The 14,763-nt window shown below is 73.8% G+C and carries 17 protein-coding genes and 1 pseudogene; 9 read left to right on the forward strand and 9 right to left on the reverse strand.

The genetic code is table 11. The features are described from left to right. Positions 1-885 (forward strand): nicotinamide-nucleotide amidohydrolase family protein (locus NH602_RS18310; protein WP_253068419.1); only part of this gene is annotated, 885 nt, incomplete at its 5' end. Positions 886-942: 57 nt separating this feature from the next. Here the strand turns inward: NH602_RS18310 and NH602_RS18315 are convergent. The 5 genes from NH602_RS18315 to sodN all read right to left on the reverse strand — a co-directional run bounded on the left by NH602_RS18315 (position 943) and on the right by sodN (position 3,859). Further along, positions 943-1,542 carry a superoxide dismutase gene (locus NH602_RS18315; RefSeq protein ID WP_253068420.1) on the reverse strand — a complete coding sequence of 200 codons (600 nt, stop codon included), beginning with the start codon at positions 1,540-1,542 and terminating at the stop codon, positions 943-945. A gap of 255 nt (positions 1,543-1,797) precedes the next feature. Then, a complete protein-coding gene (locus tag NH602_RS31665; protein WP_179760876.1) occupies positions 1,798-2,352 on the reverse strand; it encodes a DUF1697 domain-containing protein in 555 nt (184 codons plus the stop codon). A gap of 169 nt (positions 2,353-2,521) precedes the next feature. Next, positions 2,522-2,998: an SRPBCC family protein gene (locus NH602_RS18325; protein WP_253068421.1), complete on the reverse strand. Its 477-nt coding sequence runs from the start codon at positions 2,996-2,998 to the stop codon at positions 2,522-2,524. Then, the gene (locus NH602_RS18330) at positions 2,995-3,327 is read right to left on the reverse strand and encodes a helix-turn-helix transcriptional regulator (protein ID WP_253068422.1); all 333 of its coding nucleotides are present in this window, start codon (positions 3,325-3,327) and stop codon (positions 2,995-2,997) included. The genes NH602_RS18325 and NH602_RS18330 overlap by 4 nt, the downstream gene beginning before the upstream one ends. A gap of 124 nt (positions 3,328-3,451) precedes the next feature. Then, positions 3,452-3,859 (reverse strand): superoxide dismutase, Ni, encoded by a 408-nt coding sequence (gene sodN / locus NH602_RS18335; protein ID WP_253068423.1) that lies wholly within the window; start codon positions 3,857-3,859, stop codon positions 3,452-3,454. Between the two features lie 57 nt (positions 3,860-3,916). Between sodN and NH602_RS18340 the strand changes: the two genes are divergently transcribed. Together NH602_RS18340 and NH602_RS18345 are read left to right on the forward strand one after the other, a co-directional pair. Continuing rightward, positions 3,917-4,279, forward strand: coding sequence for a S24 family peptidase (locus NH602_RS18340; RefSeq protein WP_253068424.1), 363 nt, complete (start codon positions 3,917-3,919; stop codon positions 4,277-4,279). 96 nt (positions 4,280-4,375) lie between these two features. After that, positions 4,376-5,605 carry an FIST N-terminal domain-containing protein gene (locus NH602_RS18345; RefSeq protein WP_253068425.1) on the forward strand — a complete coding sequence of 410 codons (1,230 nt, stop codon included), beginning with the start codon at positions 4,376-4,378 and terminating at the stop codon, positions 5,603-5,605. Between the two features lie 4 nt (positions 5,606-5,609). On the opposite strand, the gene NH602_RS18350 is transcribed toward NH602_RS18345, so the two are convergent. Together NH602_RS18350 and NH602_RS18355 are read right to left on the reverse strand one after the other, a co-directional pair. After that, on the reverse strand, positions 5,610-6,737 hold the full coding sequence (locus tag NH602_RS18350) for an epoxide hydrolase family protein (RefSeq protein WP_179760874.1): 1,128 nt from the start codon (positions 6,735-6,737) through the stop codon (positions 5,610-5,612). 56 nt (positions 6,738-6,793) lie between these two features. Then, entirely contained in the window at positions 6,794-7,552 is a 759-nt protein-coding gene (locus NH602_RS18355) for an IclR family transcriptional regulator (protein ID WP_100879847.1), read from the reverse strand. 69 nt (positions 7,553-7,621) lie between these two features. On the opposite strand from NH602_RS18355, the gene NH602_RS18360 reads away from it, so the two are divergent. The 6 genes from NH602_RS18360 (at position 7,622) to NH602_RS18385 (ending at position 11,956) form a co-directional block, all read left to right on the forward strand. After that, complete coding sequence (locus tag NH602_RS18360; protein ID WP_253068426.1) at positions 7,622-8,845, forward strand: 4-hydroxybenzoate 3-monooxygenase; 1,224 nt, start codon at positions 7,622-7,624, stop codon at positions 8,843-8,845. Between the two features lie 29 nt (positions 8,846-8,874). Then, the gene (gene pcaH, locus NH602_RS18365) at positions 8,875-9,573 is read left to right on the forward strand and encodes a protocatechuate 3,4-dioxygenase subunit beta (protein ID WP_062400788.1); all 699 of its coding nucleotides are present in this window, start codon (positions 8,875-8,877) and stop codon (positions 9,571-9,573) included. After that, positions 9,570-10,124, forward strand: a complete 555-nt coding sequence (gene pcaG / locus NH602_RS18370; RefSeq protein ID WP_253068427.1) for a protocatechuate 3,4-dioxygenase subunit alpha — start codon at positions 9,570-9,572, stop codon at positions 10,122-10,124. Before pcaH ends, pcaG begins: the two co-directional genes overlap by 4 nt. 127 nt (positions 10,125-10,251) lie before the next feature. Beyond that, the gene (locus tag NH602_RS18375; RefSeq protein ID WP_179760871.1) at positions 10,252-10,830 is read left to right on the forward strand and encodes a GtrA family protein; all 579 of its coding nucleotides are present in this window, start codon (positions 10,252-10,254) and stop codon (positions 10,828-10,830) included. Beyond that, positions 10,794-11,705, forward strand: a complete 912-nt coding sequence (locus NH602_RS18380) for an alpha/beta fold hydrolase (RefSeq protein WP_253068428.1) — start codon at positions 10,794-10,796, stop codon at positions 11,703-11,705. Before NH602_RS18375 ends, NH602_RS18380 begins: the two co-directional genes overlap by 37 nt. 26 nt (positions 11,706-11,731) lie before the next feature. Continuing rightward, complete coding sequence (locus NH602_RS18385) at positions 11,732-11,956, forward strand: hypothetical protein (RefSeq protein WP_253068429.1); 225 nt, start codon at positions 11,732-11,734, stop codon at positions 11,954-11,956. A 47-nt stretch (positions 11,957-12,003) separates the two neighbouring features. On the opposite strand, the pseudogene NH602_RS32255 reads toward NH602_RS18385, so the two are convergent. Beyond that, positions 12,004-13,688, reverse strand: a pseudogene (locus NH602_RS32255) (methyltransferase domain-containing protein). Between the two features lie 339 nt (positions 13,689-14,027). Next, a partial coding sequence (locus tag NH602_RS18395) for an acetyl-CoA hydrolase/transferase C-terminal domain-containing protein (RefSeq protein ID WP_305882462.1) occupies positions 14,028-14,763 on the reverse strand: 736 nt, incomplete at its 5' end.

Here is a 14,763-nt window from a genome sequence, read left to right on the forward strand (position 1 = left end):
GTCCTCGAGCCGGTCGGGACCGCGCCGGGGCTGGCCGTGACGCGGCCGGGCGGGCCGCTGGTCGTCGTGCTGCCGGGGCCCCCGCGCGAGCTGCAGGGGATGTGGCCCGCCGCGCTGGAGTCGGCGCCCGTGGCGGAGCTGCTGACCCGGGTGCCCCGTGCGGAGGCCACGCTCCTGCGCTTCGCCGGGCTGCCGGAGTCCGAGATCGCCGAGACGCTGCGTGTCCTGGAGGCCGAGCTCGACATGTCCGGGGTGGAGGTGACCACCTGCCTGCGACGCTCGGAGCTGGAGGTCGACCTGCACCCGCTGCCCGGCGCCGAGCCCGTGGCCCGCGAGCTGGCCGCCCGCATCGTCGACCGCCACCGCCGCGCACTCATCAGCGACGACGGCAGCACCACCGACGAGCTGCTCGCCGCGGCGCTGGCCACGAAGGGCTGGACGGTCGCGACCGGCGAGTCCTGCACCGGCGGGCTGCTGGCCGGGCGGCTCGTCGACCGGGCCGGGTCGTCGGCCTACGTCGCCGGGGGCGTGGTCGCGTACTCGAACGAGGCCAAGACCGCGCTGCTCGACGTCCCCGCCGCGCTCATCGAGGCGCACGGGGCCGTGTCGCCGGAGGTCGCGCGGGCACTGGCGGACGGTGCGCGGGCGCGGTTCGGGGCGGACGTCGGCGTCGGTGTCACCGGCGTCGCGGGACCCGGCGGCGGTACCGAGGCCAAGCCCGTCGGCTACGTCTGCTTCTGCGTGACCACCGCCGACGGCCAGGTCATCGCGCGCGACCCGCAGCTGCCCGGCGGGCGCGCCGACGTCCGCGAGCGTTCGGTCGACCTGGCGATGCACCTGCTGCTGCGCGCCACCGGCGTCACCGGGCCGGGCGCGCACCGCTGAGGGTGCGACGCCCCGCCCGGGGTTCCCGGGCGGGGCGTGGTCGCGGTGGGGGAAGGCTCAGCCCTTCGCGGCGGCGAACCGCTCGGCGGCGTCAGCCCAGTTGACGACGTTCCACCAGGCCTTGACGTAGTCGGGCTTGACGTTCTTGTACTGCAGGTAGAAGGCGTGCTCCCACATGTCGAGCAGGACGATGGGGGTCTGGCCTGCGGGGAGCTGGGACTGCTGGTCGTAGAGCTGGTGGATGAGCAGGCGGTCGCCGAGCCGGTCGTGGCCGAGGACGGCCCAGCCGGAGCCCTGGATGGTGGTGGCGGCGGCGGTGAAGTGGGCCTGGAAGCCGTCGAAGGAGCCGAAGTCGGCGTCGATGGCGGCGGCGAGGTCGCCGGTGGGCTTGTCGCCGCCGTCGGGGGAGAGGTTGTTCCAGAAGGCGGAGTGGTTGACGTGGCCGCCGAGGTTGAACGCGAGGGTCTTCTCGAGTCCGACGACGGCGCCGAAGTCGTTCTTGTCGCGGGCCTCGGCGAGCTTGTCGAGGGTGGTGTTGAGGCCCTGGACGTAGGTGTTGTGGTGCTTGGAGTGGTGCAGCTCCATGATCTCGGGCGCGATGTGCGGGGCGAGCGCGGAGTAGTCGTAGGGCAGGTCCGGAAGCGTGTACTCGGCCATGGGGCCTCTCCTCGTCGGGGATGCGCGGCGGGATGCCACGCGCGGTCATTTGCCACTATGTAGCAACTGCCGCCTACCCGCGACGGGCGACGCGCACGCATGGACGCAGCGATTCGCCACATGTACTCTTCTGCAAGTCACTTGCAGAAATGCGGGCGACACGGTGGGGATCGTTCTGGCAGCTCGAGTCCGCCGTCGACGGCGCCGTGCGTCACGTCCGACCGGACGCGGCCGCGGTGCCGTCGCGTGTCCGGCTCAGCCCAGGAGCTCGGCCAGCTTCACCACGGTCGCCCGGTTCCGCATCGTCCCGCCCTGGTCGCCGGCCCTCGTCCGGGCGGCCAGCCGGGTGGCGAGCTCGCTGCGTCCCAGCCCGTCGGGCAGGTGCAGCCAGACCACCCGCCCGCGGGCGACGGCGTCGCCCCGTCCGCCCTTCGCCCGCTCGGCCGCCAGCGCGGCCACGATCCGCTCGCGGTCGTCGTCGGACACCGGGCCGGCCCGGAACAGGGCGTGCAGCTGCTTCGGGGCGGTGACCTCCGGGTACGGGTTCGCGGCCACCGCGGCGAGGTAGTCGTCGCGGCCGAACACGACCACCGGGCGCTCGACGCCGAACTCCTCGACCAGCGCCGCGGCGACCGTGGCGGCGACCGCGTCGTCGCCCGCGGGGCTGGTCAGGGCGACGTTGCCGGACTGGATGTGGGTGACGACGTCGGCGCAGCCGCGCCCGGCGAGCGCCCGGCGCAGGTCGGCCATCGGGACCGTGCCGTGGCCGCCGACGTTGATCCCGCGCAACAGCGCGACGTGGGTACGCACGCCGGGAATGGTGCCGTGTCCACGCAGCGGCCGGGAGGGTGAAGGGCGAGGCGGCCTCGCGGATGCGGTCGCCGGTGAGGCCCACCGGCTCGCGCAGCACCCGGCTGCTCGGCGGATGGTGGCCGACCGCACCGCGCAGGTCGACGACGAGCCGGTCCGACCCCGCGGGTCACGACGGGCGGTCGGCGAGCACTGCACGGTAGTGCGCGATGAGGGCCTCGTCGGGGCCCGTCGTGGTGACGAGGTCGCTCCCGCCGAGGTGTGCGGCGAGTGTCTCGAAGCAGCGGTCCCACCCGGCGGCGGTGTTCGCCGACCAGCGGGGGTCGAGCACGGTGTTGCTGAGACGCAGCACGCAGCCGTCGCCGTCGGGTTCGAGGGTCCAGCGCAGCTTCTCGTCGGCCCAGGTGAACCCGAACGCCGTCGGTGGCTCGAGCTCGGTGATCTCGGCGTGGTCCTGCTCGCCGCCCTCGAAGGTCAGCGTGATCATTCCCCCGACGCGCATCTCCGCCTGCACCTCGCAGGGGAACCAGCGGCTCATCTGGGCGGGTTCGGTCAGCGCGGCCCAGACCTTCTCGATCGGATGCGGATAGCGGCGCGCGAAGCGCAGGACCGGGCCGTCGGGATCGACGGTGACCTGGATGCTCATGACGGATCCTCTCCGTGGGGGCTGTCGAGGGAGTCGAGGTGTGCGCCCAGGGCGTCGAGTCGTTCCTGCCAGAAGGCGCGATGCGGCGCGAGCCAGGTCTCGATCTCGGCCAGCGCGTCCGCCCGGAGGACGTAGCGTCGGCGCTGGGACTCGACGACGACGTCGACCATGCCCATGTGACGCAGCACGCGCAGGTGTTTCGACACCGCGGTCTGGTTCAGCTCGAGCGCGGTCACGAGCTCGCCGACGACGCAGCCCTGCGGCGTCCGCAGCCGGTCCAGGATGGCTCGTCTCGTCGGGTCCGCCAGGACGTCGAAGGAGTCACGCACCCGCTGAACATGCCACGACAGGTATATGCCGGTCAAGGCATATACGTGCCACGACCCGGAAACGACGACGGCGCTGACCACGGGGAAAGATCCCCGCTGGTCAGCGCCGTCTCAGAGCCTGTGATCAGGCAGCCTGCTTGGTCTCCCAGAAGATCTTGTCGATCTGGGCGATGTAGTCGAGCAGCTCCTGGCCGGTGGCCGGGTCGTTCGAGCCCTTGGTGCCCGACGCGCCGGCGGCCTTGGTGGCCTTGTTGAACAGCTCGTGCAGCTCCGGGTACTTCTCGAAGTGCGGCGGCTTGAAGTAGTCGGTCCAGAGCACCCACAGGTGGTGCTTGACCAGGTCGGAGCGCTGCTCCTTGATCTCGATGGCGCGGGCCCGGAAGTCCACGTCCTCGTTACCCTGGTACTTCTCCTGGACCGCCTTGACCGACTCGGCCTCGATCCGGGCCTGGGCCGGGTCGTACACGCCGCAGGGGAGGTCGCAGTGCGCGGTGGCCTCCAGTCGCGGACGGAGAATGCGGGACAGCCGCATGAGTGTCCTCCCTGGTGGGGTGATCGTTCTGGCACCGGCGACCCTACCCTCGCGGCGGTGGTCGGGCAGGACGACCACGTCACGAGAGATCCACTCTGGAGGGAGTCCGTGATGCGTCTGCGGAGGGTGACGGTGCGGGGGCCGTCGATGTCCCCGGCCCTGTCCGACGGCGACGTCGTGCTGGTCCGGTTCGGTGCGCCCGTCCGGCCCGGCGACGCCGTCCTCGTGACCTGGGCGTCCCGCCCCGGACAGCTGTCGGTGAAGCGGGCCGTGCACCCCGACGCCGACGGCTGGCACGTCCGCGGCGACAACCCGTTCGGCTCCACGGACTCGGCCACCCTGGGCCCCGCCTCCGTCCACGCCGTCGCCCGCCACCGCCTCTGGCCCCGGCCCGGCCGGGTCCCCGGACCCCGCCACTGAGCCCCGCACGGGACCCGGCGTCCCCCACCGCTCCGGGCCCCGTGCGGGACGCCCGAACCGGTGCGGGAGCCGTGTGCTGACGTAGCGTCACCGTCCGTGGGTTCCGGTGAGGGTGTGCAGGTCGGGGACGGGCTGGCCGTCGGGCCGGATCTCGTCGGCGCCGCGGAGGTCGCGACGGGCCAGGCGCTGGCCGCGCTCGGCGTCGTCCCCGACCTCGTGGTGTTCTTCGTCTGCCCCGGTGCGGGAGCTGCCGCGCCGGTCGAGGAGGTCGAGGCCGCGGGGCTGCGGGTGATGGAGCTCGCCGCGCCCGGCGCGACGATCGGGACCACCGCGCACGGCGTGATGGCCGACGGCCGCGGCGTCGAGGGCGAGCCCGCCGTCGCCGTCTGGGCGGCATCGCTGCCCGGCACCCGGGTCCGGGCGATCTTCCCGGTCGCCGAGCGCCGGTCCGGCGCCGGACCGGACGGCCGCGACGCGATCGGCGTGCGCGGCCTGGTCCCGCCCGCCGAGGACGACCGCGTCGCCGTCCTGCTCGCCGACCCGTTCGCGTTCCCGGTCAGCGGGGTGCTGGACCGGCTCGCGTCGACGAACCCGGGCTTCCCGGTGATCGGCGGCCTGGCGAGCGGCCCCGGCGGCCCCGGGGCCAACCGGCTGTTCGCCGGCGGCACCGTGCACCACGGTGGCGCGGTCGGTGTGCTGCTCGGCGGCGCGTCCGGCGCGCGGGTCGTCGTCAGTCAGGGATGCCGCCCGATCGGGCCGCCGATGGTCGTCACCCGCGCCGAGCAGAACCGGATCGCCGAGCTCGCCGGGCGGCCCGCGGCGGAGCGGCTGCGCGAGATCGTCACCGCGCTGCCGCCCGAGGAGCAGCAACAGGCGCTGACCGGGCTGCACCTGGGCGTCGCCGTCGACGAGTACGCCGAGTCCCACGACCGTGGGGACTTCCTGGTCCGCGCGGTGCTGGCCGTCGACGTCGGCGACGGCGCCGTCATCGCGGGCGACGTCGTCGAGATCGGCACCACCGTGCGCTTCCAAGTCCGCGACGCCGCGGGCGCCGCCCAGGACCTGCACGAGCTGCTCGCCCCGGTGCGCCGCGCCGCGCCGGCCGCGGGCGCGCTGCTGTTCTCCTGCAACGGTCGCGGCGCCGGCATGTTCGGCGACGCCGACCACGACGTGCACGCCGTGCGCGTCGGCCTCGACCCGCACGCGGGCGGGTCCGGCGACGCGCCCGGCCCCCGGGTGGCCGGCTTCTTCGCCGCCGGGGAGATCGGACCGGTCGGGCCGGGCAACCACCTGCACGCGTTCACCGCGTCCGTGCTGGTGGTCTGAGACCTCAGCGCAGGGTGCGGAAGAACCCCCGCACCTCGTCGACGAAGGACTCGGGCTGCTCCAGCGACGGGAAGTGCCCGCCGACGTCGGGACGCGAGAACCAGCGCAGGTCGGTGTAGCGGCGCTCCAGCCAGGACCGGGGGAGCTTCACCATCTCGTGCGGGAACTGGGCGACACCGGTCGGGACCTCGACGTCGTCGAGGCGGCGGCGGGCGAAGCTCTCCCAGTAGATCCGCGCCGACGACGCTCCGGCCGAGCCCAGCCAGTACTGCATGACGTTGTCCAGCAGCCGGTCCCGGTTGATCACGTTCTCCGGGTGACCCGCGCAGTCGGTCCAGTCCCAGAACTTCTCCACGATCCACGTGCACTGCGCGGCGGGGGAGTCGGCGAGCCCGTAGCCGATGGTCTGCGGACGGGTGGACTGCTCGGCGGAGTAACCGGAGCCGTAGCGGGAGAACTCCTTGGAGAAGCGGATGTCGGCCTTCTCCTGCGTGGTGAGCCCGGCGGCGTCGTCGGGCTTGGGCGCCAGCGCCATCGTCAGGTGGATGCCGTACAGCATCTCCGGGGCCGCCGTCCCCAGCGCCGAGGTGATCATCGAGCCCCAGTCGCCACCCTGCGCGGCGAAGCGCTCGTAGCCGAGCCGGTCCATCAGCTGCGCCCAGGCGACGGCGATCCGCTCGACCCCCCACCCGGTCGTCGTGGGCTTGCCGGAGAACCCGAACCCGGGCAGCGTCGGCACGACGACGTGGAAGGCGTCGGCGGGGTCCTCGGGATCGGTCAGCGCGGGCAGCACGCCGAGGAACTCGACCAGCGAGCCCGGCCAGCCGTGGGTGAGCAGCAGCGGCATCGCGTCCGGGTGCTTCGAGCGGGCGTGCAGCACGTGGATCTCGACCGAGTCGTCGCCGCCGCCGTCGAGACCGGTGCGGAACTGCGGCCACGCGTTGATCTCGGCCTCGACGCGGCGCCAGTCGTAGCGCGTGCGCCAGTACTCGCACAGCTCGCGGGCGTAGTCCAGCGGGACGCCCTGGGACCAGCCCTCGACGGTCGCCGGATCCGGCCAGCGGGTGCGGGCGAGCCGCTCACGCAGGTCGTCCAGCTCGGCGTCGGGGATCTCGATCCGGAAGTCGCGCACGTCGTCACGGTGGCACGGAACGCCACGACGGGCGTACCGGCCACGGCACGGAACGATCACGATGCGGCGAGCGCCCGGCTGATCCCGCGGGCCGCCGCGCGCACCGCGGGCACCAGGGTGTGCGGGTTCGTCGCGGCCGGCACGACGATCGACAGCCCGGCGACCACCGGACCGTCCCCGCTGCGCACCGGGGCGGCCACCGACATCGACACCTCCTCGATCTGCCGGTCGGACACGACGAACCCGCCGGTGCGGGCCTGGGCGAGCAGCGCCCGGACACCGTCGGCGCGGCACACCGTGAACGGGGTGAACCGGCGGATCGGGCGGGCCAGCACGGCCTCGACCGCGGCCGGGTCGGCGTGGGCGAGCAGCACGAGCCCGACCCCGGTCGCCGTCGACGGCAGCCGCGACCCGGTCCGGGTGACGATCGAGACGGCGTCGCGGCTGGACAGTCGCTCGACGTAGACGACCTCGCCGGCGTCGTCCGGGTCGAGCACGGCGAGCTGCACGTTGTGCCGGGTGACCTCGTGCAGGTCCTCCAGGAACGGCATCGCCGCCTCCCGCAGCCCGTGGCTGGCCGGGGCCAGGTGCGCGATCTCCCAGAGCCGCAGCCCGATCCGGTAGCGGCCGTCGTCGCCGCGGTCCAGCGCCCCGCCCGCGGCGAGCTCACCGGCGATCCTGTGCACCGTCGTCAGCGGGAGCCCGGTGCGCCGGGAGATGTCGCTCAGCCCGAGCACCGGGTCCTGCGCGCTGAACGCGCCCAGCACGTCCAGCACCCGCGCGGTGACCCCCGAGCGGACCGGACGCGTCGTCATGGCCGGGCATTCTTCCGTAGAGCGGAAGCCCGGTCGAACGGCCGTGCCGGGAACGGGAAGGTGACTCCCATGACGCAGCGACGCGAGTCCCGGACCCAGGTCGGCATCGTCGGGGCGGGCCCCGCCGGGCTCGTGCTGGCGAAGCTGCTGGCGCTGGCCGGTGTCGACTCGGTCGTGCTGGAGGCCCGCGACCGCGCCTACGTCGAGGCCCGGGTCCGCGCCGGGGTGCTGGAGGCACCCACGGTCGAGCTGCTGCGCGGGATGGGCGTCGCCGGACGGCTGGACCGCGAGGGCATGCCGCACACCGGTATCTCGCTGCGCTTCGCCGAGGCCCCCGGCGCCCCCGCCGCCGACCACCGGATCGACTTCGCCGACCTCGTCGGCACCGGGATCACCGTCTACGGCCAGCAGGAGGTCGTGAAGGACCTGCTCGCCGACCGCGTCGACGACGCGGGCCTGCCGGTCGAGTTCGGCGTCTCCGGCGTCGCCCTGCACGACGTCGACACCGACGCCCCGTCGGTCACCTACACCGACGCCGACGGCGCCGAGCACGTCCTGCGCTGCGACGTGATCGCCGGCTGCGACGGCTTCCACGGCGTCTCCCGCCCGCTGGTGGCACCGGACGTCGCCGAGCGGGTCTACCCGTTCTCCTGGCTCGGGGTGCTCGCGAAGGCCGCTCCCACCACCGACGAGCTCGTCTACGCCCACCACGACGACGGCTTCGCGCTCTACTCGATGCGCAGCCCCGAGGTGACCCGGCTCTACGTCCAGGTCCCGAACGACACCAGGCCGGCCGACTGGTCCGACGCCCGCATCTGGGACGCCCTGCACACCCGCCTGGCCTGCGAGGGCTTCACGATGAACGAGGGCGAGTTCCTCGAGAAGCCCTCGGTCACCCCGATGCGCAGCATGGTCGCCTCCCCGATGCGCCGCGGACGGCTGTTCCTCGCCGGCGACGCCGCGCACATCGTCCCGCCCACCGGGGCGAAGGGCATGAACCTTGCGATCGCCGACGTCCGGGTGCTCGCCGAGGCGGTCGTCCGCGCGCTGCGCGACGGCGACACCGGCGGCCTCGACTCCTACTCCGACACCTGCCTGCGCCGGGTCTGGCGGGCCGAGCACTTCTCCTGGTTCATGACCTCGATGCTCCACCGTTTCGACCCCGCCACCGAGGGCGGTGACGCGTTCGGCGTCGGCCTGCAGCGCTCCCAGCTGCGCTACACCGTGACCTCCCGCGCCGCCGCGACGAGCCTCGCCGAGAACTACGTCGGCCTCCCGCACGGCGCCGTCTAGATCCCACCCACCACGAGGAAGGACCGCCGATGCAGGGCTACGCCCCCGTCCCGGCCGGGACCCACGCACCGCTGCTCTCACCGGACTACCGCAGCACCGCGCTGCGGGCGCCGTCCGAGCAGCCGGTGATCCTGCCGCAGCGGCTCACCGAGATCACCGGCCCGCTGCTCACCGGCCCGGTCCGCCCGGGCGACGACGACCTCACCGTCGGCGCCGGCGGCGAGGCGCTCGGCCAGCGGATCGTCGTCGCCGGGCGGGTGCTCGACTCCGACGGCCGCCCCGTGCCGGACACCCTCGTCGAGGTCTGGCAGGCCAACGCCGCGGGGCGCTACGCCCACCGCTGGGACAACTGGCCCGCCCCGCTCGACCCGAACTTCACCGGCGGCGGCCGGGTCCTCACCGACGCGCAGGGCAACTACTCGTTCACCACGATCAAGCCCGGCGCCTACCCGTGGGGCAACCACCACAACGCCTGGCGCCCCGCCCACATCCACTTCTCGCTGTTCGGGCGTGCCTTCACCCAGCGGCTGGTCACCCAGATGTACTTCCCGGACGACCCGCTGTTCGGCCAGGACCCGATCTACAACGCGACGCCGGAGGAGGCCCGCGGGCGGTTGGTGTCCACCTTCGACCTCGACGCGACCCGCCCCGAGTGGGCGCTGGCCTTCCGCTTCGACATCGTGTTGCGCGGCCGCGGCGCCACCCCGTTCGAGGAGCCCCACGCATGAGCCTGCCGCTGACCCCCACCCAGACCGTCGGCCCGTACCTGTCGCTGGGGCTGCCCTGGCCGGACGGCCCGGACGTCGTGCCCGACGGCACCCCGGGTGCCGTCCTCGTCGGCGGGACCGTGGTCGACGGCACCGGCGCGCTCGTGCCCGACGCGCTGGTCGAGACCTGGCAGGCGGATCCGGACGGCCGCTTCGACCATCCCGACGACCCGCGCGGCGCGGCGAAGCCCACGGTGGAGGGCTTCCGCGGCTTCGGCCGCTGTCCCACCGACGACGAGGGCCGGTGGCGGATCCGCACCGTGCTGCCGGGTGCGCTGCCCGACGAGGCGCCCCACATCGACGTCTCGGTGTTCGCCCGCGGCCTGCTCGACCGCGTCGTCACCCGCATCTACTTCCCCGACCACGCCGACGCCCACGCCACCGACCCGCTGCTCGCCGCGGTCCCGGAGGCGCGCCGGCACACGCTCGTCGCCGTCGCGGAGGGCCCGGGCCGGTACCGGTTCGACATCCGCCTGCGCGGCGAGGGGGAGACGGTGTTCCTCGCTCTGTGACGGTGTCCGGCCGCGCGCGCACCCGCCCGGGGCATCACCCCGTGAAGGTGTGACGCGTCCGGTTGATTCCCGGTGATCCGTCGGGGGTACTCCTGCGAAGATCTACCCAGCGGGGGCGGGAGGACCGGTGGACGCAGCACAGTCGGCGGCACACGTGCCGTTCGGGGACCCGGCGACCTCCGCGTCCCGGGTCCCCGGGCGCGTGAACGGTGCCGTCGTCGCGTTGTCGCGGCGGTACCCGCTGGCCGTGCAGCTCGCCCGCTACGCCGCCGTCGGCGGTGGGGCGACGGCGCTGAACGCCGCGCTGTTCCTGCTGTGCCGCCCGGTGCTCCCGGCCGTCCCGGCGAACCTGGTCGCGCTGGTCCTCACCACCGCGATCAGCACCGAGGCCAGCCGTCGTTTCGCCTTCGACGGCGCCCCCGCGCACCGGCTGCGCGAGTGGGTGCAGGACGCGGGCACCGTCGCGTTCTACGCGACCTACACCTCCGCGGTGCTGCTCGCGCTGCACCAGCTCGCCGGGGCCACCACGCCGGGGGAGGAGGCCGCGGTGGTCGCGGCCGCGAGCCTCGTCGGCGGGCTGCTGCGGTTCGCGGTGCTGCGCTTCTGGGTGTTCGATGTGGCGCGGCCGGCCGCCGCCGGCGCGCGACCCGACCAGGGAGGACGGCACCCGTGCCCGGAACAGACGACTTCGACGCCTTCGACCTGACCGTCGGCCCGCCCGAGGAGCGGGTCGTCGTCCACGGGGTGCGCGGCGGCGAGGGTCCGCCCGTCCTGCTGCTGCACGGCTTCCCACAGACCCACGCCATGTGGGGGCCGCTCGCGGCGGACCTGGCACGTGACCACACCGTCGTCGCCACCGACCTGCGCGGCTACGGCGAGTCCGGCCGCCCCACCGACGGCGAGAACCACGCCGGCTACTCGTTCCGGGCGATGGCCGCCGACCAGGTCGACGTCATGGCGCGGCTCGGGTTCGACAGCTTCGCCGTGGTCGGCCACGACCGCGGCGCCCGTGTCACCCACCGGATGCTGCTGGACCACCCCGAGCGCGTCGCGCGGGCCGCGCTGCTCGACATCCTCCCCACCGCCTACGTCTACGCCCACACCGACCGGGCGCTGGCGACGGCGTACTACCACTGGTTCCTGTTCATCCAGCCCGCCGACCTGCCCGAGCGACTCATCGCCGGGGACCCGATCGGCTACCTGCACTCGCTGCTCGGCGGCTGGGGCTCCGGACTGGACGCGCACCCGCCCGAGGCACTGGCCACCTACGAGCGCGCGTTCGCCGACCCGGCGGCCCGGCACGCGATGCTGGAGGACTACCGAGCCGGCGCCTCGATCGACCTGGAGCACGACGCCGCCTCCGACGTGGCGGGCGAGCGGATCGCCGCGCCCACCCTGGTGCTGTGGGGCGAGCGCGGCGTCGTCGGCGCCAACAGCGAGAGCCCGCTGGAGGTCTGGCGCCGCGCGGCCGCCGATCCCGGTCTGGTCACCGGGGAGGCGGTCACCGGGGCCGGGCACTTCCTCGTCGACGAGCAGCCCGCCGCCACCACCGCGGCGGTGCGTGCCTTCCTCTGCGGCTGACCGGGCGATCCGGAAGACTCGTGCGTATGCGACGAACCACCCCTCTCCGGGCGCTGCTCGGTACCCTCGCGGCGCTCGCGCTCGTCCTCACCACCGCCGCGTCCTGCGGCGGCGGGTCCGCGACCTCCGAACCGGCCCCCCAGCAGCAGCAACAGCAGCAGGGCGCGGACGACGACGACCGCGACGGCGACGACGACCAGGACGGCCGGCAGGACGGCGACGACGGCGGCAACGACGCCGACGACGGCTGAGCGCGTCCGGCCCGGGCCCCGCGCGAGGCCCGGGCCGGACACCGTCCTCAGGTCCGGACCGCGTGCACGATCCCCCAGGTGAGCTTCCCGGTCCGCCCGCCGTCCACCCAGTGCTGCAGGCCCGCCTTCATGGCGCTCAGGTAGGGACCCGAGATCGACGACGAGAGCTCCTCCTCGTGCGCCACGAGCTCCTCGCGTACCCGGCGGTAGTGGGTCGGCAGGTGCTCGGCGTGGTCGAGGAATTGGACGCCGGTGAAGCCACGCTGCGCCAGCCCGTCGGTGTAGAAGCCGGGCGTGGCCATCGTGGACAGTGCGATGCGGTCGAGGATGGGCTGGATCGAGGACTGGTCGAGCCCGTCGACGGCCATCGGGTCGGTGAACACCACCTGCCCGCCGGGGCGCAGGACCCGGGCGATCTCGTCCAGCACGGTCTCGCGGGAACCGGAGTGCAGGAACGCGTCCTGTGACCACACCAGGTCGATCGAGGAGTCCTCGACCGGCACGTCCTCGTAGCTGCCGGTGGTCACCTCGACCCGACCGTCCAGGCCCTGCTCCCGGGTCATCCGCTCGTTGCGGGCGTTCTCCACCGGGGAGAGGTTGAGGCAGTGCACCGTGGCCCCGTGTGCGGCCGCCAGCCGGCGGGCCGCGCCGCCGTACCCCGCCCCGAGGTCGAGCACCCGGGTGCCGGGGCCGACCCCGGCGACCTCGGCCATCCGGGTCACCGTGCGGGCGCTGGCGACCGAGATCAGCTCGTCCGGTGCGCTGTAGATGCCGACGTGGATGTCCTCGCCGCCCCAGACCCGGGAGTAGAAGGTGTCGGCGTCGTCGGAGTCGTAGTAGGACCGGGCGGTGTGCTCGGCGGCGTCCTGGGTCGTCCGTGTCACTCGGCGTCCTCCTGGTCGAGGTAGGCCTTCTCGGCGATGTGCACGAAGAAGTCGGGCTCGCCGTCGGCGTAGGTCGACTGGAAGTCGCCGTAGGTGTCGACCCGCTGGAATCCGACCTCGTGCATGAGGCGGCGGGTGTAGTCCTTGCGCAGCGGGAACATGTTCAGGTGGTACTGGGACCCGTCCGGGAACCGGTAGCGGAACCGCGCGAGGCCGTCGTCGACGTACTCCGGCTCGGCGACGACGTCGTCACCGCAGTAGTAGTACCGGTGCGTCGAGCTGAAGCCGTTGTCGAGGATCGCGTCGTAGTTGCGCTGGTCGAGGATCAGCACACCGTCGTGGGAGAGCATGGCGTAGAACTCGGCGAGCGCCCGGCGCCGGTCGCGCTCGGAGAACAGGTGGGTGAAGGAGTTCCCGAGGCAGATGATGGCGTCGTACTCGCCGTGCACGTCGCGGTTGAGCCAGCGCCAATCGGCCTGCACGACGCGCAGCACGTGCCCGCCGAACTTCATCCCGTTGTCGAAGGCCTTCGCCAGCATCTCGGCGCTGCCGTCGGCGGACACGACGGTCTCGAAGCCCTCCTCCAGCAGCCGGACGGAGTGGAAGCCGGTGCCGGTCGCCACGTCGAGCACGCTGGTGACCCCGCGTGTGCGGAGCTGGTCGACGAAGAACCGCCCCTCGCTGGCGTAGCGGGCCCGCCAGTCGATCAGCTCGTCCCACTTGTCGACGAACGTCTGGACGTACTCGTGCTTGTAGTGGGCGGACTCGCGGACCTCGGTGGGCGCGTCGCCGAACTCCTGCACGGTGCTGGCGGGCCCCCGGAGCCCGCTGCGGTGGTCTGCCGTCATGGGCGAGCCTCCTCGGCGCTCGGGTGCGGGACGGCCCTGACGGTAGGTGTCCCTGCGGCCTCTGTCCGCTCACCCAGGGTGAGACTGGAACGGCCGCCCGGGTTGTGTTATGCGCAACTCAGCCGGTCATTCAGGGGTTTTTCGGGCGGCGGCGAGCGGACCCGCGTGGTGACCGGCAGCGTGCGGGCCGACCAGTGACGTCATGTGGTCGTCACACATCGTGGGTCCGGAGTGGACGCCGTTCCACTGCCGTCCGGCCGGCGGCGGCTCGCGGCCGGGGCGTCGGTGATCCGTTCACCCCGGGTGATCTGTGGTTCCGATCACACCGTGGATCGGATTTCACGCGTCTGGCGTAACGGCGCCGTCCCACAGGGAGCTCAGCGCGCGTCGCCGCTCGGCGCGGCCGAGCCCCCGCAGGTCCGCCGTGCCCCGTTCGGTGACGACCACGTCGACGTCGTGCGACGGGGTCGTCACCGGTCCGCCGAGCCGCTCCACCAGCGTCGGGTGCCCGCGGTGCGCCGCGGGCAGCGCGATCACCGACAACCCCGGCCCGCGGACCGCCGCGGCCGCGAAGTCCGGGTGCCCGCCGATCATCCCGGCCGCCGAACCGGCGACGCCCTCGACGTTGACCTGGCCGTCCCGGTCGATCTCCAGCGCGGTGTTCAGCGCGACCAGCGGCCCCGGGTCGGTGCTGAGCCGGGACACGTCGTGGGTGTGCTCGACCGGGCGGACCGTGCCGCGGCCGGCCCGGCCCAGCCGGTCGGCCCAGTTGTAGAGCCGGGGGCTGCCGTAGAGCGCCGTCGACGACGGTGTCCCGCGCAGCAGCCCGCGCTCGTCCAGGTCGACGACCGCGTCGGCGAGCAGCCCGGAGTCCACCGCGACCGGCACCTGCAGGGCCTCGACGAGTGCGGCGGCCAGCCGCCCGGGGCCGAACTGGATCCGCGCCCCGGCCGGGACGAGACTCGCGACCGCGGCGGCCACCGCCCGGTCGGCGTCGCCCGGCGCGGGGGTGGCGACGGTGTGCGGCGCGCCGTCCGGGCCGTCGACCTCACCGAGCACCGCCACCCCGGCCAGC

It is taken from the genome of Pseudonocardia sp. McavD-2-B, from assembly GCF_024124365.1.
Classification (GTDB): domain Bacteria; phylum Actinomycetota; class Actinomycetes; order Mycobacteriales; family Pseudonocardiaceae; genus Pseudonocardia; species Pseudonocardia alni.

What these genes read in the sequence shown, in the direction of transcription:
- NH602_RS18315 (WP_253068420.1), bottom strand. Translation starts at nt 1,542, where the DNA reads ATGGCCGAGTACACGCTTCCGGACCTGCCCTACGACTACTCCGCGCTC.
- NH602_RS18325 (WP_253068421.1), bottom strand. Translation starts at nt 2,998, where the DNA reads ATGAGCATCCAGGTCACCGTCGATCCCGACGGCCCGGTCCTGCGCTTC.
- sodN (WP_253068423.1), bottom strand. Translation starts at nt 3,859, where the DNA reads ATGCGGCTGTCCCGCATTCTCCGTCCGCGACTGGAGGCCACCGCGCAC.
- NH602_RS18355 (WP_100879847.1), bottom strand. Translation starts at nt 7,552, where the DNA reads ATGACGACGCGTCCGGTCCGCTCGGGGGTCACCGCGCGGGTGCTGGAC.
- NH602_RS18360 (WP_253068426.1), top strand. Translation starts at nt 7,622, where the DNA reads ATGACGCAGCGACGCGAGTCCCGGACCCAGGTCGGCATCGTCGGGGCG.
- pcaH (WP_062400788.1), top strand. Translation starts at nt 8,875, where the DNA reads ATGCAGGGCTACGCCCCCGTCCCGGCCGGGACCCACGCACCGCTGCTC.
- pcaG (WP_253068427.1), top strand. Translation starts at nt 9,570, where the DNA reads ATGAGCCTGCCGCTGACCCCCACCCAGACCGTCGGCCCGTACCTGTCG.
- NH602_RS18385 (WP_253068429.1), top strand. Translation starts at nt 11,732, where the DNA reads ATGCGACGAACCACCCCTCTCCGGGCGCTGCTCGGTACCCTCGCGGCG.